18 protein-coding genes are annotated in these 22,826 nt (G+C 71.8%); 3 read left to right on the forward strand and 15 right to left on the reverse strand.

From position 1 onward, the window contains the following. Window positions 1-41: 41 nt before the first annotated feature. Window positions 42-689: a DUF2461 domain-containing protein gene (locus MXD95_RS23875; protein WP_250642950.1), complete on the forward strand. Its 648-nt coding sequence runs from the start codon at window positions 42-44 to the stop codon at window positions 687-689. A gap of 70 nt (window positions 690-759) precedes the next feature. On the opposite strand, the gene MXD95_RS23880 is transcribed toward MXD95_RS23875, so the two are convergent. From MXD95_RS23880 to MXD95_RS23940, 13 genes are all read right to left on the reverse strand, one after another. Beyond that, window positions 760-2,631, reverse strand: a complete 1,872-nt coding sequence (locus MXD95_RS23880; RefSeq protein ID WP_250642951.1) for a choline/carnitine O-acyltransferase — start codon at window positions 2,629-2,631, stop codon at window positions 760-762. Window positions 2,632-2,709: 78 nt separating this feature from the next. Continuing rightward, complete coding sequence (locus MXD95_RS23885) at window positions 2,710-3,612, reverse strand: class I SAM-dependent methyltransferase (RefSeq protein WP_250642952.1); 903 nt, start codon at window positions 3,610-3,612, stop codon at window positions 2,710-2,712. Between the two features lie 71 nt (window positions 3,613-3,683). Beyond that, a complete protein-coding gene (locus tag MXD95_RS23890; protein WP_250642953.1) occupies window positions 3,684-4,553 on the reverse strand; it encodes a HalD/BesD family halogenase in 870 nt (289 codons plus the stop codon). Between the two features lie 285 nt (window positions 4,554-4,838). After that, a complete protein-coding gene (locus MXD95_RS23895) occupies window positions 4,839-5,705 on the reverse strand; it encodes a protein kinase family protein (RefSeq protein ID WP_250642954.1) in 867 nt (288 codons plus the stop codon). Window positions 5,706-5,930: 225 nt separating this feature from the next. Then, entirely contained in the window at window positions 5,931-7,835 is a 1,905-nt protein-coding gene (gene recQ, locus MXD95_RS23900; protein ID WP_250642955.1) for a DNA helicase RecQ, read from the reverse strand. A 350-nt stretch (window positions 7,836-8,185) separates the two neighbouring features. Continuing rightward, entirely contained in the window at window positions 8,186-9,247 is a 1,062-nt protein-coding gene (gene hypE / locus MXD95_RS23905) for a hydrogenase expression/formation protein HypE (protein WP_250642956.1), read from the reverse strand. Then, the gene (hypD, locus tag MXD95_RS23910; RefSeq protein WP_250642957.1) at window positions 9,244-10,380 is read right to left on the reverse strand and encodes a hydrogenase formation protein HypD; all 1,137 of its coding nucleotides are present in this window, start codon (window positions 10,378-10,380) and stop codon (window positions 9,244-9,246) included. The genes hypE and hypD overlap by 4 nt, the downstream gene beginning before the upstream one ends. Beyond that, window positions 10,377-10,622 (reverse strand): HypC/HybG/HupF family hydrogenase formation chaperone, encoded by a 246-nt coding sequence (locus MXD95_RS23915; RefSeq protein WP_250642958.1) that lies wholly within the window; start codon window positions 10,620-10,622, stop codon window positions 10,377-10,379. The genes hypD and MXD95_RS23915 overlap by 4 nt, the downstream gene beginning before the upstream one ends. Before the next feature lie 4 nt (window positions 10,623-10,626). Then, window positions 10,627-13,053, reverse strand: a complete 2,427-nt coding sequence (gene hypF, locus MXD95_RS23920) for a carbamoyltransferase HypF (RefSeq protein ID WP_250642959.1) — start codon at window positions 13,051-13,053, stop codon at window positions 10,627-10,629. After that, window positions 13,050-14,168 (reverse strand): NHL repeat-containing protein, encoded by a 1,119-nt coding sequence (locus MXD95_RS23925; protein WP_308301565.1) that lies wholly within the window; start codon window positions 14,166-14,168, stop codon window positions 13,050-13,052. The genes hypF and MXD95_RS23925 overlap by 4 nt, the downstream gene beginning before the upstream one ends. Before the next feature lie 5 nt (window positions 14,169-14,173). Next, window positions 14,174-15,961 carry a hydrogenase maturation protease gene (locus MXD95_RS23930; RefSeq protein WP_250642960.1) on the reverse strand — a complete coding sequence of 596 codons (1,788 nt, stop codon included), beginning with the start codon at window positions 15,959-15,961 and terminating at the stop codon, window positions 14,174-14,176. Then, the gene (locus tag MXD95_RS23935) at window positions 15,958-17,565 is read right to left on the reverse strand and encodes a nickel-dependent hydrogenase large subunit (RefSeq protein ID WP_250642961.1); all 1,608 of its coding nucleotides are present in this window, start codon (window positions 17,563-17,565) and stop codon (window positions 15,958-15,960) included. The genes MXD95_RS23930 and MXD95_RS23935 overlap by 4 nt, the downstream gene beginning before the upstream one ends. A 50-nt stretch (window positions 17,566-17,615) precedes the next feature. Then, window positions 17,616-18,587, reverse strand: a complete 972-nt coding sequence (locus MXD95_RS23940; protein WP_250642962.1) for an NADH-quinone oxidoreductase subunit B family protein — start codon at window positions 18,585-18,587, stop codon at window positions 17,616-17,618. A gap of 251 nt (window positions 18,588-18,838) precedes the next feature. Between MXD95_RS23940 and MXD95_RS23945 the strand changes: the two genes are divergently transcribed. Both MXD95_RS23945 and hypB read left to right on the forward strand, forming a co-directional pair. Beyond that, window positions 18,839-19,252, forward strand: coding sequence for a hydrogenase maturation nickel metallochaperone HypA (locus tag MXD95_RS23945; RefSeq protein WP_250642963.1), 414 nt, complete (start codon window positions 18,839-18,841; stop codon window positions 19,250-19,252). Window position 19,253: 1 nt separating this feature from the next. Then, complete coding sequence (gene hypB / locus MXD95_RS23950; protein ID WP_250642964.1) at window positions 19,254-20,225, forward strand: hydrogenase nickel incorporation protein HypB; 972 nt, start codon at window positions 19,254-19,256, stop codon at window positions 20,223-20,225. A gap of 430 nt (window positions 20,226-20,655) precedes the next feature. Here the strand turns inward: hypB and MXD95_RS23955 are convergent, their stop codons facing one another. Then, on the reverse strand, window positions 20,656-20,967 hold the full coding sequence (locus MXD95_RS23955) for a hypothetical protein (protein ID WP_250642965.1): 312 nt from the start codon (window positions 20,965-20,967) through the stop codon (window positions 20,656-20,658). 431 nt (window positions 20,968-21,398) lie between these two features. Then, the gene (locus MXD95_RS23960; protein ID WP_250642967.1) at window positions 21,399-22,679 is read right to left on the reverse strand and encodes a YncE family protein; all 1,281 of its coding nucleotides are present in this window, start codon (window positions 22,677-22,679) and stop codon (window positions 21,399-21,401) included. Window positions 22,680-22,826 lie beyond the last annotated feature (147 nt).

Raw genomic sequence — 22,826 nt, forward strand, 5'->3', positions numbered from 1 at the left:
AGGCTCCCCGAGAGCCAGATCAGGTGGTCTCAGGAGGTCCGATGCCGGAGTTCGCCGGGTTTCCGGCCGAAGCAATGATTTTTTACGAGGGGCTGGAGGCGGACAACAGCAAGGCGTACTGGACGGATCATCGCGATCAGTACGAGACGTCGGTGCGGGCTCCGATGCTCGCGTTGCTGGCCGAGCTCGAGCCGGAGTTCGGGGAGCCGCACGTGTTCCGGCCGCACCGCGACGTGCGGTTCGCCAAGGACAAGTCGCCATACAAGACCGCGATCGGGGCATACATCACCGGTGGTGGCTATGTCCAGGTCTCGGCCCGCGGGCTGATGGTCGGCTCCGGCTACTGGCAGACCGCGTCCGACCAGGTGGAGCGGCTGCGGGCCGCCGTGGCGGATGATGCCACCGGTCCGAGGCTGGTGGCGCTGGTCGACGCATTGCGGGACGCCGGGTACGAGATCTCCGGCAACCGGTTGAAGACCCGGCCGCGCGGGTTCGACGCCGACCATCCGCGGATCGAGCTGCTACGGCATCGGACCCTGACGGTGTCCCGCGAGTTCGGCGAGCCGCCGTGGCTGGCGCGGCCGGAGTGCGCCGAGCACGTGGCGGCGGCCTGGCGGGAGATGCGGGTGCTGCGGGAGTGGCTGGATCGTCAGGTCGGCCCCAGCCGCCTGCCGCAGGGGCGCCGCTGAGCGCGCCGGGCCCGCCCGGCCCGGCCACCGAGACCAGGCCGGGCCGGGCGGGTGCCCATGCGGCGGGTGGCTACGCGGCGGGTGGTTCCGACGCGAGCAGGTCGCGCAGTTCGTGCAGGGCGGTGCCCAGCTCGTCGGCGAACGCGGTCAGGCCGTCCGCGACCGTGCGGGGGGTGCTCAGGTAGAGGTTGAACTTCTCCGGCAGCAGCACGTACGCCACCCCGATGCACTGGCTGCTGGTCGAGCCGAATCCGAAGAACTCCACGTTCACGGACGGTGCCGAGCTCGTGCTCAGGAAGTCGTCGCGCGTCTTCACCCAGCCTGGCGTCTCGTACAGCGCGAGCGGCTCGTGCACGCCGAGCGTGTCACCCTGGCGGCGAGCGATGAACTGCAGCTCCCACAGGTGCTGCTCGGGGGCCCGGCCGGCCTGGCAGTCGCGCGCCCGGGCGACGTGGGGCGGCGCGGCGGCGCGGTGGGCGGCGCGCCGGGGGTCCGCGTCCGTGGCCGGGTCGGTCATCGCGGCGACGAAGGCGAGAACCTCCGCAGTGATCACCCGCATCGCCTCGGTGCGCCCGCGTCGCCACGCGCGGGTCGCGATCGACTCGTAGGTGGCGCCGGTGTGGCCCTTGGCCCGGACGTGGGCGAGCTGGTAGGCCAGCTGGACGAACGCGTCCGGGGACATCCGCAGGCGCTTGGCCTCGTTCTGGCCGAAGTCGTCGAAGGTCAGGGTCATCGACGCGGTGGCGGCGGCGAACGCCGCGAACGACTCGCCGGCCGCGCGGATGTCGGCCCGCAGCGCCTCGTCCAGGACGAAGGCCACGGGGTCGACCGCGGGCAGGCCCTGGGCCCGGGCGCCGGAGCTCGCCGCGTGCTCCTGCGCACTGGTGCCGAGCAGGTCGTCGACGAAGCTCAGGATCGTGGTGCCGTCCAGCCCACAGTGCTCGACGTTGATGCCGGCCTGCCCGTCGGCGAAGACGATCAGCGAGACGGCCTTGTCGAACCAGCGGTTCGCCGCGTCGCCGGCGCCGTGCAGCAGTCGGTCGCAGGTCGCCAGGGTGTCGGCGGGGGCCTCGTCCTCCAGACAGACGACGAACAGGGCGGTCTCGATCGTGTCGAGCGCGGTCGCGTTGGCCGGGTCGAGGGCGAGCAGACGGGTGCGGCTGTCCGCCCAGGCGGCGCGGGCCTTCGTCGTGAGCTGGCCGACGGCGCTGTCCGCGGGCGCGTGGCTCGAGGACTGCTTGAGCACGGCCGCGAGGCCCGCGACGAGGTCGGCGAGGGCGTAGGGGTGCCCGTCCGGGCCGACGACGTCCATCCGCACCGGGTTGCCGCGGTGGAACACGACGATGTGGCGGGCCTGCGACGGGCCGGGCCAGTCGGCGCTGTACGGGGTGCGCACGGTGTCCTGGTCGGCACCCGGGATGCGGGTGGTGGAGAACAGGAACGTGTTCTGCGCCATCGATAGCGGCTTGCCGCGCTGCAGTACCGGCTCGATCCGTTCATCGTCGAGGCGCAGTTTGTAGTCGACGGCGGCGGCGATCAGGCCGGCGGCCCGTTCGAGCTGGGCCTGCCCACCGGCGTCCGAGGAGGCCGCGGCGGCCGCGGAGCCGCCACCGGCGAAGGAGAAGATGTAGTTGGCGTTGAGCGCGATGCGGTCGCGTCGGCCGAGGTAGCGGGAGTCCCAGAAGTCGTCCAGCCAGCTGTGGACGCCCTCGGTGGCGTCATAGCGCTCGAGTGCGGCATGCAGGATCGGGCCCGGACCGTCCGGGGCCTGGAACGCCGCCCCAGCGGCCGCGGTGGCGGCGCGTTCCGGCTCGGTCAGCAGGGGTGCGGACCAGGCGAGGAACCGTTCGCAGGTGTCGGCCAGGCTGGGCAGCGGAACCCGGGGCAGCTGGTCGTCGTGGGCGAAGGTCGTGGAGTTCAATCGAGGCCTCGGTTTGTCCATGGGGCGGAGTTGTTCGTGAGTGGGGCGTCCGGACGTTCTCATCGTCGCCGGATCTGTACGGACATGTGCGGCGATCCGCTATCTGGTGACCGTGGCGCCCGTTCGGGTGGCCTGGGTCTGCCCTCGGGATGCGCGTGTGGCCGCGGCTCGGGGCCGGGAGAGGTACAGCTCGGCGTACAGCCAGCCCTCGGCCTCCAGCCCCCGGGGGTCGACACCAACGGTGGCGAGGGTATCGAGGACCTGCTCGTGTTCCTGGGCGGAGGCGAATCTGCGCTGCGGGAAGACGCCGTCGACATGCTCGGTCTCATAGCCGAGGTCGGCGAGTTCCTCGGCGATGGGGGTGAACGGGAACATGCGCAGCACGAAATGGGCCATCCATGGGCGACGATCCGCGTCAGCGGCGCGGGCGATCCGACCGATGGTCGGTGCGCCGATATAGCCGATGCAGCCGGTGGACACGACCAGGTCGGCCTCGCCGAGCAGCGCCCGTTCCGGTTCGGTCGGATCGCGTTCCTCCAGATCGGCGCAGACCGCGTCGTCGAGGAAACCAGCCGCAAGGCCGTAGGAGACGGCGGGACGGGAGCTGTCCAGACCGACGAAGCGCGGGGTTGCCGGGCCGCGGTGCGTCGCCATGAGGGCCCGGTCCCGGGTCACGAGCGCCGTGTGGTCCAGGACGTGGGCGGCTGGCTCGGCGTACCGGTCGTACATGTCCGCCATCGACAGGTCGCCGCGCAGCAGGGCGGCGTTCACCCCGTAGGAACATCCGACGTCGAGAATGACCGGCGGGCGGCCCGCCCGGGTCCGGAACTCGTCGGCGAGCTGGCCGAAGAAAGGACGCGCCAGCTCGGGAATGGCGTAGTCCAACCTGCGTAACGTCGTGAAATAGGCGCGTGGATCGGGCTGTGTGTAGATGTGGTCCAGCGAGACTTTGCCCGTCTCGTCGAAACCGCTCTCGGTGAGGTCCTTCTCGTCGGAATGCACGCGGACGCTCCTCCTCGAACATCGGTGGAGTTCTCGAACAACGATCGCGGGGCGACTGGTCCAGCGGACAGCTAGTCCAGTAGGGCGTCGACGCGGACCGCACCGGCATCGGCGCTCTCGTGCTCGGGCAGGAACCGGCCGAACAGCTGTCGGGTGCGCTCCCGGTTGCCGATGACACCGGCACGCTCGGTGTAGGCGAAGATCGCCGAGTGTCGGGCAGTGCTGCCCTGCACCGGGCTCACCCGGTGCATCGAGTAGCGGCCGAGGAAGAGCTGCAGGTCACCGGGGTGCACCGTCAACCGGTGCACGAGCCGGTTGTCCGTGCCGGTCAGGACGGCCCGCACGTCGGCGAAGTTCTCCGCCTGGGCGGTGCGGATGTTCGGGCAGTACTCGAACGTGCCGCCGATCTGCGGTTCCTGGGTCAGCAGGCTGACGGCGAACTCGTTGGTGTCGAAGTGCCAGGGGTGTTCCAGGCCGGGTGAGATGACGTTCAGGCACAGGCCGGCGAGTGGATCGGCGAGTTCGTGCACACGCGGCAGCCCGAAACAGGCGGCGACGAAGTGCCGAAAATCCTCGCTGCGGTACAGCCGGTGGATGTCGAAAGCGGCGGGTATCTGGTCGCGGGCGACGAAGGCGTTGCCCCGGCGCATGGTGATCCGAGCGGGATGGTCCGCGGGGAGTGCCGCGTCGACCGGGATGTTGTAGGCGTTGACGTTCTCGACGCGGTCGTAGGCATGCCCGGCGACGGAGGCACATTCGGCAGCGAGCGCGCGGAATGCCGACGGCTGGATGAATCCGGGTAGGACGCAACATCCGTCAGTATGCAGATCATGGCGCGCCCGGGAGACGACATTCCACCACAGCGGGCTGGTGGGATCGGTAACGGGATAGCACGTTGTGTCAACCAGATCGCTGATGGGCCGAGCGTCGACGGCGCCCATGAATCACCTCTTCACCCGCTGCGGCCAGTAGTTGTGATGTCACCCGTGGCCCGTGATCGGAACCGGAATTACCCCATATTGACCCGGGCGTCACGGCGATGAAGTGCGCTGTGAGATGCCACACGGCGCGCCGGTGGATAACTGGAAACAGTGGATTCCGGCACCATCCTGGTGTTATGTCAGGCCGCTGACCTGGGCTTTTGTTGCCGTCTCGTCGATGCTGCCCGGTCGGTGTCGACCTCGACGAGGTGACGTGAATGCGGCACAGCGGGCTGTCTCGGTCGGTCAGCAGCTGGACCGGGCGAGGTGCTGGGCACCGAGGCGAAAGGCGTCCGCGAGTACGCGGATCCGATTCGGTCGCCGGTTCGGGTCGAGGTCGAGCGCGCGCAGCAGCACCTCGTCGAGGGTCTGCGCCACGGGAAACGGCAGGCGGCAGCCGCGCAGCGGCGCCGGCAGAGCGGCGCGGCCGGGCCTTACACCGGCCAGTCCGTGATACGCCATTGCCGCAAGGCGAAAGACGTCCGTACGCGTACCGATGTGGGGACCGGCAATTCCGAGGCGCTCCTGTTCGGGTGCCCGGTATTCGGTCGGCCCCTCGCCGGCGAGGCGGACGACGGTGGCGAGCCCGAGGTCGCGCAGGCCCGGCCGGGTCAGGACGGCCGAACGTGACCGGCTCGCCCCGGGCAATACCACCGCATCCGGCGTCATCGCCCGGTGGCTGTAGCCCGCCTCATGCAGCATGGCCAGCGCGTCGCCGGCGCCCGCGGCCGCCCGCAGCAGCGCGATGGCCTGGGCCTTGTCGGGGGGTGGCATCTGCCGCGGCGCTGGCGGGCCGAACACGTCCCGCCAGCTGCGGCCGGTGGGACGGGCGGACAGCAGCACCCCTTCGGCGGCGGTGAGCTGGCCCGCGACGAGGCTGGGCAGCCCGGCACCCCGGGCACCGATCTCGGCCAGCAGCCGCAGCTGGCCGTCGACGGTGGCCAGCACCGCCCCCGCCCGGTCACCGGGCCGGCGGACCAGCACCTGGCGAAACCACACCGGGCGTGGCACCGGCCCGAGGACACACGCCGCGCCCTCCCGCAGCACCCAGGACCCGTCGCCGCCGCGCTGCTCCACCGGGTCGCCCTCGAGCAGACAGGCCCGACCCGCCATGCGCACCGTCTCGCCGCCGCGCCAAGGGCGACGGGCGGCACCGTCGTCGGCACACAGCCGGAGCCGCCGGGCCCTGGACAGGTCGGCGCGCACAGGGTCGGTACCGAACGGACGAGGGCGCGGATCCGGCATTCGAGATCGCTCTTCCCGAGGCAGTGTAGGGATTGGCCGCGAGAATGCTAGCGGAAACGGACACCTAATCTCCGGCTATTCCACATATCGGGGCTATTCCGCCAGGACGTCGAGGATCTGCTGCCCGTATTTTGCCAGTTTGTTCTCGCCGACACCGCTGATCTCCGCGAGTGCGGCCAGGTCCCCGGGCCGGCGGCTGGCAATCTCGCGCAACGTCGCGTCGTGGAAGATGACGTACGCCGGCACGCCCTGTTCCTTCGCGCTCGCGGCCCGCCAGGCCCGCAGGGCCTCGAACCGGGGCGCTGCTTCGGCCGTCAGCTCCACGGCCACGGCCGCCCCGCGGCGCGAGCGGCCACCGCCACCGCCCGAGCCAGCATCGCCCCGTGCTCCGGTCGCGGAGCGCACCGGACGGGGCTGCTCCCGGCGCAGGGCGACCTGGCGGGAACCGCTCAGCACGTCGGCGCTGCCCTCGGTGAGTGCCAACGTGCCGTGCTCACCGTGCACGGTGAGCAGCCCCTGGGCCAGCAGTTGGCGCACCACCCCGCGCCACTCCGGTTCGCGCAGGTCCGCGCCGACTCCGAAGACCTTCAGCGTGTCGTGGCGGTGCTGTTCGACCTTGGCGGTGCGCCGGCCCAGCAGGATGTCGATGGCCTGGCCGGCGCCGAACCGCTGGTTGCGCTCCCGGTCGAGGCGCAGCACCGTCGAGAGCAACTTCTGCGCGGGGATCGTGCCGTCGAACGACTCCGGTGGGTGCAGACAGGTGTCACAGTTGCCGCACGGCGGTGTGCCCCGCTGGCCGAAGTAGGCGAGCAGGCCGACGCGGCGGCACTCGACGGTCTCGCACAACGCGAGCATCGCGTCGAGGTGGCTGGACAGCCGGCGGCGGTGCGCCGCGTCGCCGGGGGAGATATCGATCAGCTTGCGCTGCTGGACGACGTCGTTCAGCCCGTAGGCGAGCCAGGCGGTCGAGGGCTGCCCATCCCGCCCGGCGCGGCCGGTCTCCTGGTAGTAGCCCTCGACGGACTTGGGCAGGTCGAGATGGGCGACGAAGCGCACGTCCGGCTTGTCGATGCCCATGCCGAAGGCGATCGTCGCCACCATGACGATGCCCTCCTCCCGCAGGAAACGGGCCTGGTTGGCGGCGCGGGTGCGGGCGTCCAGCCCCGCGTGGTAAGGCAGCGCGGGGATGCCCTGGGCGACGAGGAACTCGGCGATCCGCTCGACGGTGGCGCGAGACAGGCAGTAGACGATGCCGGCGTCCCCGGCGTGCTCGGTCCGCAGCAGCTCCAGCAGCTGCGCCTTCGGCTCCTTCTTCGGCTCGATGCGGTACTGGATGTTCGGCCGGTCGAAGCTCGCCACGTGATGGTAGGCATCGGCGAGCTCCAGGCGGGTGGTGATCTCCCGGTGCGTCTCCGGGGTGGCCGTCGCCGTCAGCGCGACGCGCGGCACCGTCGGCCAGCGCTCGTGCAGCATCGACACCTGCAGGTAGTCCGGCCGGAAGTCGTGCCCCCACTGGGCGACACAGTGGGCCTCGTCGATCGCGAACAGCGAGATGGCCGCGCGCTCGAGCAGCCGGGAGGTCGCCTCCACCCGAAGCCGCTCCGGCGCCAGGTAGAGCAGGTCGAGCTCGCCGGCGAGCAGCGCGCTCTCGACGGCCCGCCGTTCGCCGACATCCTGGGTGGAGTTGAGGAACCCCGCCCGAACGCCCAGCGCCCGCAGCGCGTCGACCTGGTCCTGCATGAGCGCGATCAGCGGCGAGACGACGACGCCGGTACCCGGGCGCACCAGGGCTGGAATCTGGTAGCACAGCGACTTTCCGCCGCCGGTCGGCATGAGCACCAGCGCGTCGCCGCCACCCACGACATGATCAATGATCTCTCGCTGGCCGGGGCGGAACACGTCGTAGCCGAAGACCCGCGCGAGCACCTCGGGGGCCGATGAGGCCGGGTCGGTGCCGACGGGAGGGGCCAGCTCCGCGGGGCCGGGCGGCGGGGTCATGCCCGCCACCCTACGGCCACCCCCGGGCAGCCCGGCATGCCCGGGGCGCCCACTGTGGACAACGACGGTGGCCTCGTTACGATCCAGGGGATTTGTCGCTCGTGGTCCCCGTCCGGGCGAAGGAGAGGATCACGCCATGTCCCCCGACGCACCGGCCCCGCGTGGCGCCTGCTGGTCCACGACCGCCAGAGCGACAATGACAATGGCTGCATCGTCGACAATGGCTGCATCGTCGGGTGGGTGGTGGCAGCCCGCCTGGCGGCAACCTGGGCTCGAACTACTGCGTCGTGCGGGGATCAGCAGCGCGGCTGGCTAGGAAAGCAGCCGGCCAGGACGAGGGCCCGCGGCGGTCAGCAGATCCGGGGGAGGGCCTCGCCCAGGGGGCGGTCGATGACGCGGGTGCCGCCGAAGGCGGTACGGGCGACGACCACGCCGGGATGTTCCGCGGTGACCGTACCGATCAGGACGGAGTCGCGGCCGCCTGGATGGGCGCGCATGGCCTCGAGCACCGCGTCGGCCTCGGCGGCGGCGACGAACGCGACCATCCGGCCCTCGTTGGCGATGTGCAGCGGGTCGAGGCCGAGGAAGCCGCAGGCCGCCTCCACCGCGGGCCGCACGGGGATCGCGCTCTCGGTGAATCCGATGCCCACCCGGGCCGCCGCGGCGATCTCGCACAGGCTTGTCGCCAGACCGCCGCGGGTCGGATCGCGCAGTACGTGCACGCCGGAGCGCGTCGCCGCCAGCATGACGTCGACCAGCCCGTGCAGCGGCGCGGTGTCCGAACGTAGATCGCCGCCGAACGCCAGGCCCTCCCGGACACTGAGCACGGCGATTCCGTGGTCGCCGATCGGTCCGGACAGCAGGATCCGGTCACCCGGTCTGGCCCGGGCGGGCCGGATGTCGACTCCCGCCGGGACCAGGCCGATGCCGCTGGTGTTCACGTACAGGCCGTCGGCGAGCCCCCGTTCGACGACCTTGGTATCCCCGGTGGCCACCCGGACGCCCACTTGCGCGGCAGCCCGTCCCATCGCCTGCGCCACTCGGCCGAGCAGCTCCAGCTCGAGCCCTTCCTCAAGGATGAACCCGGCGGACAGCGCGAGCGGCCGGGCTCCGCGGCAGGCCAGGTCGTTGACGGTGCCGTGCACGGCGAGCTCGCCGATGGAGCCGCCGGGGAAGAACAGCGGCCGGACCACATAGGAGTCGGTGGTGAAGGCCAGCCGGCCACCGCCGACCTCCAGCACCACCGCGTCCGCCAGTGGCTCCGATGGCTCCGACAGCTCCGATGGCTCCGGTGCGAAGGCCGGCAGGAACAGATGCTCGACGAGCTCGGCGGACAGGACCCCGCCGCCGCCATGACCCAGCACGACGCGGTCGTGACCGCGCAGCGGGGCGGGGCAGCTCCAGCCGGTCACTCAGTCACCGTCCACTCGGTCAGGTCCACTCGGTCACGGTCCACCATGGCGAGCCGGCGATACTGGTAGTAGGCGGCGCAGGCGCCCTCCGCCGAGACCATGGTCGCGCCGAGCGGGCGGCGCGGCGTGCAGTCACCGCCGAACGCGGGACACTCGGGGGGCCGGATCCGGCCCTGCAACACCTCGCCGCTGCGGCAGTGCACCGACTCGGCGACGGTGAGCTCCGCGACGTCGAAGCGCCGCTCGGCGTCCAGATCCGCCCAGGCCGGGGCCAGCCGCCAGCCGGAGTCCGGGATCGTCCCGATCCCGCGCCAGGGGCGGTCACAGACGCTGAACACCTCGGCGAGCATGCGCCGGGCTGGCGGATTGCCCTCGGGGCGGACCGCCCGCGGGTAGGCGTTGACGAGCTCGGTGCGACCGGCCTCCAGCTGGGTGACGGCTTGGCGCACGCCCTCGAGCAGGTCCAGCGGTTCGAACCCGGTGACGACGACTGGGATGCGGTGCTCGGCGACGATCGGCTCGTACTGCTCGGTGCCCATCACCGTGCACACATGGCCGGCGGCGAGGAAGGCCGCGACCCGGTTGTCGGGCGCGGCGAGCACGGCCCGCATCGCGGGCGGGACGAGCACGTGGCTGACCAGCATCGTGAAGTTCGTCAGCCGCCGCCGGCGGGCGGTGACCGCGGCCATCGCGGCGGCCGGCGCGGTCGTCTCGAAGCCGACGGCGAAGAACACGACCTGCCGCTCGGGATGCGCCTCGGCGAGCGCGACCGCGTCCAGCGGCGAGTAGACCACCCGGACGTCGCCACCGTGGGCGCGCACCGTGAAAAGGTCGGCCGTACTGCCCGGTACGCGCAGCATGTCCCCGAACGAGCAGAGCACCACCTCGGGACGGGCGGCGATCGCCAACGCCCGGTCGATCATTTCCAGGGGAGTCACGCACACCGGGCAGCCCGGGCCGTGGATGAACTCGACCTGCTCGGTGAGCAGCTGGTCGAGCCCATACCGGATGATCGTGTGCGTCTGCCCGCCGCAGACCTCCATCAGCGTCCAGCGGCGGGTGGCGGTGTCGGCGATCGCGTCGACCAGCCGCACGGCCAGCTCCGGATCATGGAATTCGGTCAGATATCTCACGTCCCGACCTCGGTCTCCAGGATGCCGAGCTCACGGAACGTCGTGAGCGTGCGGTGCGCGGCGGCCTCGTCGACGACGGTGAGGGCGAAGCCGGCATGAATGATCGTGTAGTCGCCGACGGCCGCGTCCGGCAGGTAGGCCAGGCACGCCGTGCGGGTGGCGCCGCCGAAGTCGATCAGCGCCATGCGGGTGCCACGGTCCTCCCAGATCTCGGTGATCCGACCCGGTATGCCCAGGCACATCGCGTCAGGCTCCTTTCTCGTGGGTACGGGGCCGCGCGCCGAGCGCCGTGACCACGGCCTGACCGAGTGCCAGCCCGCCGTCGCCCGGTGGCACTCGTTGCGGGACGAGAACGTCGAAGCCGCGGGCCGCCAGCCGGCTGTGGGCGGCCCGCAGCAACGTGACATTGGCGAACACGCCGCCGGTGAGGCCGATCAGCCCGACGCGATGCCGAGCGCGCACCCGCTCGGCGACGGCGCGCACCGCATCGGCCACGGCGATGTGGAATGCCCAGGCCAGCGCCCCCGGCGCGGCTCCGGTGCGCAGCCCGGCGATGATCCCGGCCAGCACCGGTGCCGGGTCGAGCACCCCGTCCACCAGCCGGAAACGAAGGCTGGGCGCGGTGCTGCCCGGCGCCGCTGGATGCGCGGCGGCGAGTCCTTCGAGTTCGAGGGCGGCCTGCGCCTCGTACGTGGTGCGCTGGCGGATGCCCAGCAGCGCGGCGACGGCGTCGAACAATCGGCCCATGCTGCTGCTGGGCACACAGGCGACGCCGCGGTCCAGAAGCGTGCGCAGGGTGGTGAGTTCGCCGGCCGTGGCGGCCCGGACCGGGGCGAGATCCGCGTCCCAGGGCAGGCCGGCGGCAGCGAGATGCGCGAGTGCCACCCGGCCCGGGTGACGCACCGCGGTGTCCCCGCCCGGCAGCGGCACCGCGCGCAGATGCGCGATCCGCTCGGCGGCGCTGACCTCCGGGCCGACCAGCAGCGCCTCACCGCCCCAGACCGTGCCGTCCAGCCCATGGCCGGTGCCGTCGAACGCGAACCCGAGGATCCGTTCGCCGAGCCGCCCGTGTTCGGCGAGCAGCGCCGCCACATGCGCATGGTGATGCTGGACCAGTCGCGGTTCCGCGGAACCGCCCAGCCCGGAACCGCCCAGCGCCGCGGCCTGCCGCACCGCCCAGGCACGAGTGGTGTAGCCGGGATGCGGGTCGGCGGCGAGCAGCCGGTCCTCGGCGGCGGACGGCTCGGTGGCATACAGCGAGCACAGGTGCGCGGCGGCGCGTACGAAGGCGGTCAGCGCGGCGAGGCTGCCCAGGTCACCGACGTGCTGGCCGAGCACAGCCCGCCGTCCGATGGCCAGGCAGCTGGCGTTCTTGCCGTCGCCACCGACGGCCAGGACCTCTGGGACCGCCCGGGGCAGCTCCACCGGCAGCGGTACGTGGCCGCGTGCCAGGCGCAGCGGGATCACCCGCTCGCCGTCGGCACGCACCACCGAGTCGTCGCAGGGGGCGAGGATCGGCCGGTCATGGGCGAGCACGGCGTCGGCCAGCCCGACGAGCTGCCGGGATGCGTCGGCATCGTCGAAACAGATCGGTTCGCCGGACCGGTTGGCGCTGGTCAGCACGAGGACGTCCGGCGGCGGCGCACTGCCGGGATCGGCTCCCGGGACCGCCGCGAACAGCAGATGGTGCAGCGGTGTGTACGGCAGCATCACCCCGATGAGCCCCACCGCGGGCGCCACCCTGGACGCGATCTGAGGCAGGCCGCAGCCGCGCCGCGCGGCGAGCACGATCGGCGCGGCGGGGGAGCTCAGCAGCGCTGCCTCGGTCGCTGACAGCCGGGCGAACCGGCGCGCGGTCGCGAGGTCCCGGGCCATGACGGCGAACGGCCGGTCGGGGCGTCCCTTGCGGGCACGCAGCCGCCCCACCGCCGCGTCGTCGCCCGCGGCGCAGGCCAGGTGATAGCCGCCGAGCCCCTTGACCGCGACGATCGCGCCGGCCGCGAGCGTCCGCTGGGCCGCGGCCAGCGCCGCGTCGGTTCCCAGGACCGGCTGCCCGTTCCCGGGCAGGTAGCGCACCCGGGGGCCGCAGTCGGGGCAGGAGATCGGCTCGGCGTGGAAGCGGCGGTCGCCGGGGTCGGCGTACTGCGCGGCGCACCGGGCGCACATCGGGAAGCGCGCCATCGTCGTCGCCGCCCGGTCGTACGGCAATGAGGTGATGATGGTGAACCGGGGGCCGCAGTTCGTGCACGTGATGAACGGGTGGCGGTGGCGCGGGTTGGCCGGGTCGAACAGTTCGCGCAGGCAGTCCGCGCACATGGCGGCGTCCGGCGGGACCTGGGTGGGCGGCCCGGCCGCGGCCCGGCTCGCCTCGATGCGGAACGCGGCGTCGGCGTCGGCGTCGGCCAAAGTCGGCGCAGGCGTGGTCGCGGTCGCGGGAAGCTCGGTGACGGTCATCCGGGTGACGCGGGCGAGCGGCGGGGCGGGGCAGGCCAGGCGGCGCAGGAACTCGGCGACGTCCGCGGCGGCGCCTTCGACCTCGGTGACGACCGAGACGGTGTCGTTGCCGACGAACCCCGTCAGACGCAGTTCGTGCGCCAGCCGGTGAACATGCGGACGAAAACCGACGCCCTGCACCACGCCCTCGATGGCCACCCGGCGTCGTATCCGGGTCACGGCTGACGCTCCCAGAGGACGACTCGGTTGTTGCCCGAGTCGGCGATGGCGAGGTGCCCGCCGCGTGCCGAGAGCCCGTACGGCCAGCACAAGGTGTCGGCGCCGACCGCGGTCCAGCGGTTCTCCCCGGTGTCGGCGAATGTCGGCTGGCCGAGCACCGCGCTCGCCGGCGCGCCGCAATCGGCCGATGCGGCATCCCAGAGCAGGACGCGGTTGTTCGCCGTGTCGGCGACGGCGAGCAGCGCGCCGTCGCAGTCCGCGCCGTAGGGGAAGCGCAGCCGGTCCGGCCGGCCGGCGTCGTAGGGCGATTCGGCGCAGGTGGTCGTGTCGGGCTGGCCAAGCACGAGGTCAGCGTCGGTGTCGCCCCGTGCCGGCGGGGTCCAGCCGAGGACGCGGTGGTTGCCGGCGTCGGCGACGAACAGCCGGGTGCCGGTGCCGGCGATGGCATGCGGCCAGCGGAAGCTCCCGGGCCCGGGCCCGCCGCCGCGGTTGTCCGCCCGGGCGAACGGGTCGGGCTGGCCGAGCACCAGGTCGGGCGGTGTGTCCGGCGAGGTGGGCACACCGCCGGACCAGCCGAGCACGCGCCGGTTGCCGGTGTCGGCGACGTAGAACCGGCCGCCGACGAGCGCCACCCCGAACGGCCAGTTCAGCGAGGTCGGCCCGCATGGCCGGGCGCTGGTGCTCGTCGGGTCGGGCTGGCCGAGGACCAGGTCGGGCGCGGTGCCGTGGGCCGTCGGCACCTCGTCCCAGACCAGCAGCCGGTGATGCCAGGCGTCGGCGACGACGAGCCGTCCGTCGCCGGTGACCAGCACGCCGGTGGGCAGGTGCAGTCCCCGCCGCGGGCCACGCCCACCGGCCGCCGGGCCCTCACTGTACGGATCGGGTTGGCCGAGGACGACGTCGGCGGGCGTGCCGTCGAGCCGTGGGCGCTGCCGCCACAGGAGCACCCGGTGGTTGCCGGTGTCGGCGACGACGAGCAGGTTCTCGCCGAGCCAGACCCCGCGCGGCGCGTACATGCTGGTAAGCGACGGGTGCGCCGAGGGCAGCGCCAGCCCGCCCGGCGCTGGCGCGCCCAGGTGTACCCGGGGCAGCCAGGCCCCCGAGGTGAGGGCCACCGGGATCAGGGCCGCGAGGCGCGGATCTCGGCGACCATCAGGGCAAGCTCGTCGAGCAGGGCGCGCACGACCCGCGCCTCGTCGTCGGAACCGGCCCGCTCGAAGCTCGCCTGCGCCTCGCTCAGAGTGTTCGTCGCCTGCTCGACGGCGCCGAGATGGGCCAGTGCGTTGCCCTGGCCGGCGAGTGCCCGGGCCCGGCCGATCGGGTCGGTCCGCGGGTCGCGGGCGGCCACGACCTGCGCGAACCGGCCGGCCGCCTCCACCAGATTCTCCCGGCGGTGCGCCGACGGCGCGTACACCAGGGCGTTGGCCAGGTTGAGCTGGGCGTTCGCCCAGCGCTGCGGATGTGTCTGCGGGGTGTACACGGTGAGCGCGGTGCGCAGCCCCCCGATGGCGACGCCGACGCGCAGCTGGTCGGACGCCTGTGTCATCGGCATCGCGAGGTACGCGGTGGCCAGGTTCACCTGGGCCGCGGCGAACAGCTCCGGCGCCGAGTCGACGGTGACCAGCCGCAGCGCCGCCAGGTACTGCTCGACGGCGGCCCGAAGCTGCTCCGGGTCATCCCCGGCTCGCTCCTGGTAGGCGGAACCCAGGGCCAGGCGCAGCTCGGCCCGGGCGACGACGAGGTCGGTCTTGTCCAGCGCGGCGCCGGCCGCGGCGAGGTCGGCGAGCACCGCGTCGGTCGGTCCCTCGAGGCCGTGGCGCAGGTCGGCGGCGGTGGACAGCAGCTGTGCGGCCAGGCCGGGGGCGACGGGCGTGGCCGCCTCCAGGGCGCGCGCGAGATGGCCCGCGGCCTGCTCGGGTGCCGCGCCGGCCATTGCCGCCGCCGCGTGTGCCGCGTGCACCAGCGCCGCGACCTCGCCGGTCTCCGTGCTGAGCTCCGGCGGTTCGGCGAGGGCGCCGCAGGAGAAGCGCACGACGTCGACCAGGACACCCAGGCGCGGTCCCAGGGCCGCGCGCAGGTCGGCCGGGTCCTCCACCGGCGGTCCCGCCGGACGCAGGACGAACCGGTTGTACCGGTCGACCGAGTCGTCGCCGTCCAGCAGGTCCGCGGCGGCGGCGATCTCGCCGCGGTAGGCGAGTTCCAGTGCCCGCAGCCGGGCGGGCCAGGCGGACGGGGTGCGGCCGGCGGCCAGGGTGTGGCGCAGCGCGGCGGTCTCGTCGTCGCGCCCGGGAATGAGCAGGTAACCGGCGGGCAGCGGGAACACGCCGACTGGCTGGGGCTGCTCGGCCGCGGCCGGGCCGTCAAGGATCAGGTCGTCGAGGATCATGGTGTGTACTCGCTCCAGGGATCGGCGCACGGCCGGGGTGAGGTCGGCACCGAGGTCGAGGCAGGCGGCCTCGACGAGGTAGACGACGATGTCCGTCGGGAAGTCGTCGCCGAGCAGCCAGCGGGCGAAGGCCAGCGCCTGGTCCCAGCGGACCGCGTGTGGCTGCGGCAGGGACGGCGGCTGGTCGCTCAGGGCGGCCAGCCGGTCGGCGGGCACCCGCACGACAGTGCCGGGTGCCGCGCCGGTACGGGCGGCGTCGACGATCAGCACCCGCCTCGCGCCCCGCATCGCGAACGCGGTGTCCAGACCTGCGGTGCCGCCGTCGACGAGTCGGACGCCGGCCGGGACACCCGTCTGCGCGAGCTGGCGGACGAGCAGCGGGCCCGCGCCATCATCGCCGCGCAGCGGGTTGCCGCAGCCGATCACCACGGCGTCGAAGGACGGTGGAGCGAAACCCGGCGGGTCCAGCGGGACTCGCAACGGTTCCGCGGAACCGCGTGGCAGGGGGTTCCGCGCGGTCATACGGTCTCGTTCAGGACGAATCTCGACAGCTCCCGTCCGCTCCGGCCGTCGTAGGCGTGGACCGTGCAGACCAGGCAGGAGTCGAAGCTGCGGGCCACATGGCCGAGTTCGACGGGATCCGCCGGGTCCGCCACGGGCGTCCCGACGAGGGCGGACTCGATCGGTCCGGGGGTGCCGGTGCCGTCGCGGGGGCCGATGTTCCAGGCCGTTGGGGTGATGACCTGGTAGTTCGCGATCCGTCCGCGTTCCAGGACGATCCAGTCCGCGAGCGAGCCGCGGGCCGCCTCCGTCGCTCCGAATCCGCGTCCCTCGGCGAGCTCGGTCACCGGCAGGTGGAACGGCTCGCTCAGGTCGAGCTGATCGAGCCAGTCACGCACCCAGCGGTAGTAGCGGGCGGCCTCGTGCATCCGGGCCAACAGCCGGACCATCACCGACGAGCCGATGGTGGCGAGGATGTCGGCGAACAGCGGGTCGTTGTCCTGGTGGGGGGCGGCGCCGGGGGCGGCGGCGGCGACCCGGCGGGCCAGCGGCCCGGCCTCCAGCGGCAGCAGGCCCAGGCCCGGAACGTCGTAGCGGGGCGACTTCGCCCAGCTGTACTTGCCCGCGGCCGATCCGGCCTCCGGGTCGATCGGGTTCGTCTCGCCGTCGAACGGGTGATGGGCGGCGCCGCCCTGGTAGAACGAGTGGGTGACGTCCTCGCGGACGCGGGCCTGGTCGAACGGGAAGTAGCTGCCGGCCGCGTACACTCCCGAGCGGCCGATCAGTGCGTCGTTACGGCCGTCGACGGTGGGATGCGCGTAGAGCTCGGGCTGGAAGTAGGTGCCGGTGGCCAGGTAGTTGCCGGTGCCGGCACCGTAGCGGTCCAGGCCGATGTCGAGGCAGTAGCGCAGGAAGAACCCGAGATCGCTGCCTGCCTGCGCCTCGTTCTCGTCCAGCCAGGCGAGCACGTCCGCCCAGGTGCGGTTGGCGAGCCAGCGGTCCACCGAGCAGCCCAGCCAGCGCTGCTCCAGCCACTGCGATTTCCAGTGCTCGAGGATGGCGGTGGCCCGGGTGACATCCGCGAGCGTCGGTGCGCAGATCACCCCGCCGGGCACCATGAAGGACGAGTGCGGCCACTGCCCGCCGAAGAGCGCGTACACCTCGATCGGTCCCGCGGACAGGGCCACCCCGGGCCCGTAGCTCGTGCCGGTGAACGGGGTGAACCGGCGGACGGCCTCGTCGAACAGCGGTGAGGCGGCGTAGCGCGGGTTGGTCAGGTCGATCGCGAACAGCGCGTAGAAGCAGCGCGGGATGCTCTGCAGGGTCTCGCAGGCCTGGGCGATGTTGCGGATGATGGTCGCGTTGCGCGGCAGTTCGGTGCGCCAGGCGACGTCGAGCGCGTATGCCGCCTTGTACAGGTGACTGCCGCCGCAGATCCCGCAGATGCGCGGGGTCACGATCAGGCCGGCCTGCGGGTCCTTCCCCCGCAGGATGATCTCGAAGCCGCGGAACATCGCCGCCGAGGTCCAGGCCGAGCTGACCACCCCGTCGTCGATCGTGACCCGGACGTCGAGGTCGCCCTCGACCCGCCCCATCGGGCTGACGTTGAGATCGACGGTCGTCATCGGTACGTCTCTTCTCGTGAAGGGGAACTGATCGCTCGGACGACGGCCGCTCAGACGACGAACATGTCCTTCTTCGACCATTTCGGCGCGCCCAGTCGGGCGGCGGCCGTCTGGCCCAGGTAGGTCAGGTGACCGGCGCCCTCGGGCACCTCCCGCGGGATGACGCCCGCGACCTTCTGAGTACGGAACACTGTGCCGGGCGCGAGGTCGAAGAACGGAAACTCGGGTTCGGTGCAGCCGATACATGGCATTCCGGCACGGGTTTTCGACGACTGCCGGTTCCACAGGATCCGATTGCAGGGGGAATGGGTCATCGGGCCGCGGCAGCCGAACTCGTAGAACAGGCAGCCGTGCCGCGTTCCGTCGCCGAAGGAAACCGTCGACTGCTTGTACTCGAAGAACCCGTTGCGGGTGCAGCCGGTGTGGGTGAAAGACGTGAAGAACGTCTGCGGCCGGTGCAGGTCGTCGAGTTCGATGTCGCCGGCGCGGCCGGTGGCCAGGGCCACCAGGATCTGCGTGATCCAGTCCGGATGGGCGGGACAGCCGGCCACGTTGATGACGGGCAGCCCGGCCCGGGACCGGAAGCCGGCGCCGAGGAAGCCACCGGGGCTGCGGCGATGGAACTGCAGGCCGGTGGAGTCAGTCGGGTTCGGCGCGGTGGCCGGCAGCCCGCCGAAGCTCGCGCAGTCCCCGATGGCCACCACGATCTGCGCCTGCGCGGCGAGGTCCCGCACCCAGTCCTGCATCGGCCGATCGGCGAACACGTCGAAGGTGCCCCGACCGTTCGGCCCTTGGATCACTGATCCCTCGAACACGAAGATGTCGACGGGCCGAATCCCACGGGCGCAGTCCCAGAACAGGTCCCGGGCCGCCGCGCCGGACTCGAGGCCCAGCGAGGGATGCCAGATGAGATCCAGCCCGAAGTCGGTGATCAGGTCGATGACGGTGGGCTCCTCGGCGTTGAGGAACGACATCGTGTTACCGCTGCACGCCCCGCCCTGGAACCAGAGCACGGATGACATCGGCGGTCCTTCCTCCCGGGGAGCACAGGCGCAGGCCAGGTTCCGGCGCCGGCACGGTGACGGTATGCGGCCCCGGCGGACCCGCAGATAGGTCGTGTGCGGAGGCTTCCACCTACGCGGGGTGACGTTTGTCGACCGGCGCACCGGCGGTGAGAGTGGAGTCAGAGCCGGTGCCGAACCGGCCAGCGCCGCCGCGTCGAGGTCTCGCCGTGCGGCGTCCGGCAACGGGGCCGAGACGGGAGTGACCGGACGTGCACGAGCTGTCGATCTGCCGGTCGATCGCCGACATCGTCATTCGGAAGGTCGCGTCAACGGCCACCGACCGGCCGGTCCTTCTGGTCCGGCTCCAGGTCGGGGCGCTGCGTCAGGTCGTGCCGGCCACGCTCGTGGCCTGTTGGGATCGTGCCTGGCGGGCGCATCCGGGCGCAGCACTGCTGGCCGGGTCCCGCCTGGAGATCGATCTCGTGGCGGCCCGGGCCCGCTGCCGCGCCTGCGGGACCGAGGGTGAGCTTGCCCGGCCGTTCGTGCGCTGCACCACCTGCGATGCCGATGCCACGCACCTGACCCTGACCAGTGGCGAGGAGTTTCTCATCACCTCGTTCGACCTGGCACCGATCCAGCCGGTGCCCACCGCGCTGGCGTCCACCGCACCGGCGGAGTTCTGACATGGGCCGTTTCCATCCCCATCCGCCCGGCTCCTTTCCGCATCGCCCGAGCCGACGGGGCGCGCCACCCCGGGTGGTCCCGCCGCATCCACCGGCCGGCGCGGGACGTCCGGGCCCGCCCCCCCAGGGCTCCGCTCCCACCCAGGGCTCCGCTCCCACCCAGGGCGCTGCTCCCACCCAGGGCGCTGCTCCGCCCGCACGGCCGCCGCAGGGCGCCCGGCCGGCTGAAGGCAGGGCCGAACCGACCCATGGCGCCGAGCGGCCGCACCGGCCGGTGGACCTGTCCGGCTATGCGACCGCGCCGGAGCGGGTCGAGGTGATGGAACGGATCCTCGGCGAGAATGAGCGGGTCGCCCAGGCGAACCGGGCGGCGTTCGACGCGGCCGGCGTGACCGTGGTGAACCTGATGTCGGCGCCCGGGGCGGGCAAGACAACCCTGCTCGCCGAGACACTGCGCCGACTGGCTCCGCACCGGCGGATCGGGATCATCGAGGGCGATATCGAGACCAGCCTGGACGCGGACCGCCTGGACGGATTCGGGGCGGCGATCGCGCTGGTCAACACGGGCGACGGATTCGGCGGGGAATGCCACCTGGATGCGCCGATGGTTGCCTCGGCGCTGCCCGGCCTGCCGCTGGGCGAACTCGATCTTGTCATCGTGGAGAACGTCGGGAATCTGGTATGCCCGGCCGAGTTCCCGATCGGCGAGCACCGCAGGGCGATGGTGTACGCGGTGACCGAGGGCGAGGAGAAACCGCTCAAATACCCGGTGATGTTCCGGTCGACGGATCTCGTGCTCGTCAACAAGACCGATCTCCTGCCGCACCTGGACTTCGATCTGGCGGCTTTTCGGCGCAATCTCGATGCGGTTCGTCCGGGCGTCGAAGTGGTCGAGATCAGTGCCCGTACCGGCGTCGGTATCGATGAGTGGTGCGCCTGGCTGGGGCGTCCACCCCAGTCCGCCGGGCACTGACCGATCTGGCCGTTCCGGCGGAGAAAGACGCGTTGCCGCATTGATGTGAGGGTCGGTCATGTCGCTGTTTTCGAATAGCCTGTCCGCGGACGGCGCGCCGGTTTTGCTTATCGTGATCAGTCCGCTATAAAAAACTTCGATCGGGATGGCGAACGTTCGGAGAGGTTTCAGTCATGCGCCCACCCTTCTACACCCGGAAAAGATCGCGGTCCGTGCGGCGGACGCGGGCCCTGGCGGCGGTTGCTGTTACGGGCGCGATTGGCTTCCTCACCGCGGGCGCCGGCTGCCCGCCGCCGTCCTGCCCGCCGCCGAATGGGCCGTATCCGCCGGTCCACTGCCACTACCCGCACCCCCACTACCGCTGACGGCTTCGCTCGGGTGGCGGGCGGTGATCCGTTCTGGCGAGTGCGGCGCGCACGCGCCAACCTCGTCAGGACGGTGGCGGGAGGGCGAGCTGCTCGGGCGCGGCATATCCGCGAAGGGCGGCCGCGGCCGGGTCGGGTGAGGTGCCACGCAGTACCGCGACGGCGTGCTCGTAGGCGTCGTGCGTGGGCAGCAGACGCCGAATGTTCAACGGAAGCAGGTCATCTCGGTTCGTCTGTCCGCAGCGCGGGCAGATGAGCTGGTGAAGTGGCAGCAGCACGCCGCAGCCGCCTTCCTCCGAACCGCAGCGCCGCCAGTCCCGGTCGACCTCGATGTGCTGCACGCGGGCGCGGCGCAGGCCCGCCGCGGCGGCGGGCACGAGGGGCCCTGGCGTGCGGGCCGACTCCAGCGTGGGCGATCCGGGGCGCGTACTTCGCGCGCGTCGGCGCATGCTCCATCGAGACACGGTGAGTCCTCCCCATTCGTCCCGGGCACGACCATATTTTGTCGTTCCGGCAGCACCTTAGAGCGAAACGCGTGAAGCCGCTCAAATCAACTGAATAGCACCTAGGTGCTATCTGGCTCGCGAGATATCCCACAAGGATCCCGGCCAGGATTCAGGACGTGCTTCGATGGGCGGTTCATCCCGTCTGCGCGGCGACCGTGCCGGATGCGCCGTGCGGTCCCATTGTGCATGACGAGTTCACCCGTCGCGCCTGTTTCGGTGCAAGCTGCCCGAGGGGATCACAGGCGGCCCGTGTGCCAGCGCAGCTGGTGTTCAGCGCACCCGGTGTTCAGCGCACCCGGTGTTCAGCGCATGATGCCGGTGTGGCCGAGAGAGTAGCGGCCGGGCTGTGGCCAGACGGTGAGGCCATGCGGCTCCCGACCGACGGGGATCTTTGTCAGGAGCCGGCCGGTGGACGGGTCCGCTCCGGCGGAGCCGCCGGTGTCGAAGACGTAGACGACGTTGCTACGGCGGCCGGACAGCCAGAGCCGGGTGCCGTCCGCGCTGACGTTGCCCATGTCCGGCGTGCCGCCGCCGGGGATCGACCAGTTCGCCACGACCGCCTGGGTGGCGAACGAGATGACCGACACCGAGCCGGCATCGCCGGAGTGCGGGAACGGCACGGACATGCCCCTCATCTGTCCGCCGCGGTTGGCCACGTACAGGAAGCGCCCGTCCCGGCTGGGATAGAGGCCGTGTGTCTCTGGACCCGTGTGGACGAAGCCGATCTTGACGAAGTGGTCGCCGTCGAGTAGATGGACGCCGTCGGCGTTCATGTCCGCGACGTACCACACCTTGCCGGCGGGGTCGATCTTGATGTCCTGCGGTGCCGACTGGCGGCCGAGATCCAGATAGCCGATGACCGACTGGTGGGCAATGTCGATCTTGACGAGCCGGCCGGCGAACTCACAGGTCGCGATCGCGTAGCTGCCGTCAGGGGAGAAGTCGACGTGGTTGACGCCCGCGCACTGTGTGCCGACGTCGAGGCTGTGGCGCAGGGCCATCGTGTGCGGGTCACGGAAGTCGATGTCATGGTTCGCCTCGGCGATGACCATCGCGTATCGCCCGTCGGGGGTGAAATAGAGGTTGTACGGGTCGATGACCGGCACCGACGGACCGGCCAGCCGGCCCGTGCGCGGGTCGATCGGTGACAGGCTGTTGCCACTGTTGTTGTTGACCCAGAGGGTGCGCAGGTCCCAGGAGGGAACGACATGCTGCGGCTCGCGGCCGGTCGCGTAGGTCCTGATCACTGTGAGTGTCTTCTGGTCGATGACGCTGACCGTCCCGTCCGCCAGGTTCGGAACGTAGACGTACGCCGGGTCGTCGCGTACGACCGGACTGAACATGCCGGCCCGCGCATGCGCGTAGACGTCGACTCCGGAGGAGGCGGCGCCGCTCGCGGCGACGGTGCCGGTGCCGGCTGATGCGGTGCCGGCTGAAGCGCCCATGGTCATGCCACCATGACCGTGGGCGGGCGTGTTCGCGTTCACGTTTCCCGCCGCGCCCGATCCTCGAGCTCCGTCCGTGATCAGGTAGATGCCTGCCGCGGCCAGGACGAGAATCGTGCCGACAACGGCTGCCAACATGCGCGGTTGGGATTTGCCGACCGCACGGTGGGAACGCGAGGAAGCCTTGGCTGACACCGCGTCAGACTAGCCATGCCCCGGAGGCCGGAGTGAGCCTGGTACCGCGTCCGGCGCGGATCACGGGCCGGCTGTCCGGTTCTTTCCCGC

It is taken from the genome of Frankia sp. AiPa1 (genome assembly GCF_023243075.1).
Classification (GTDB): domain Bacteria; phylum Actinomycetota; class Actinomycetes; order Frankiales; family Frankiaceae; genus Frankia.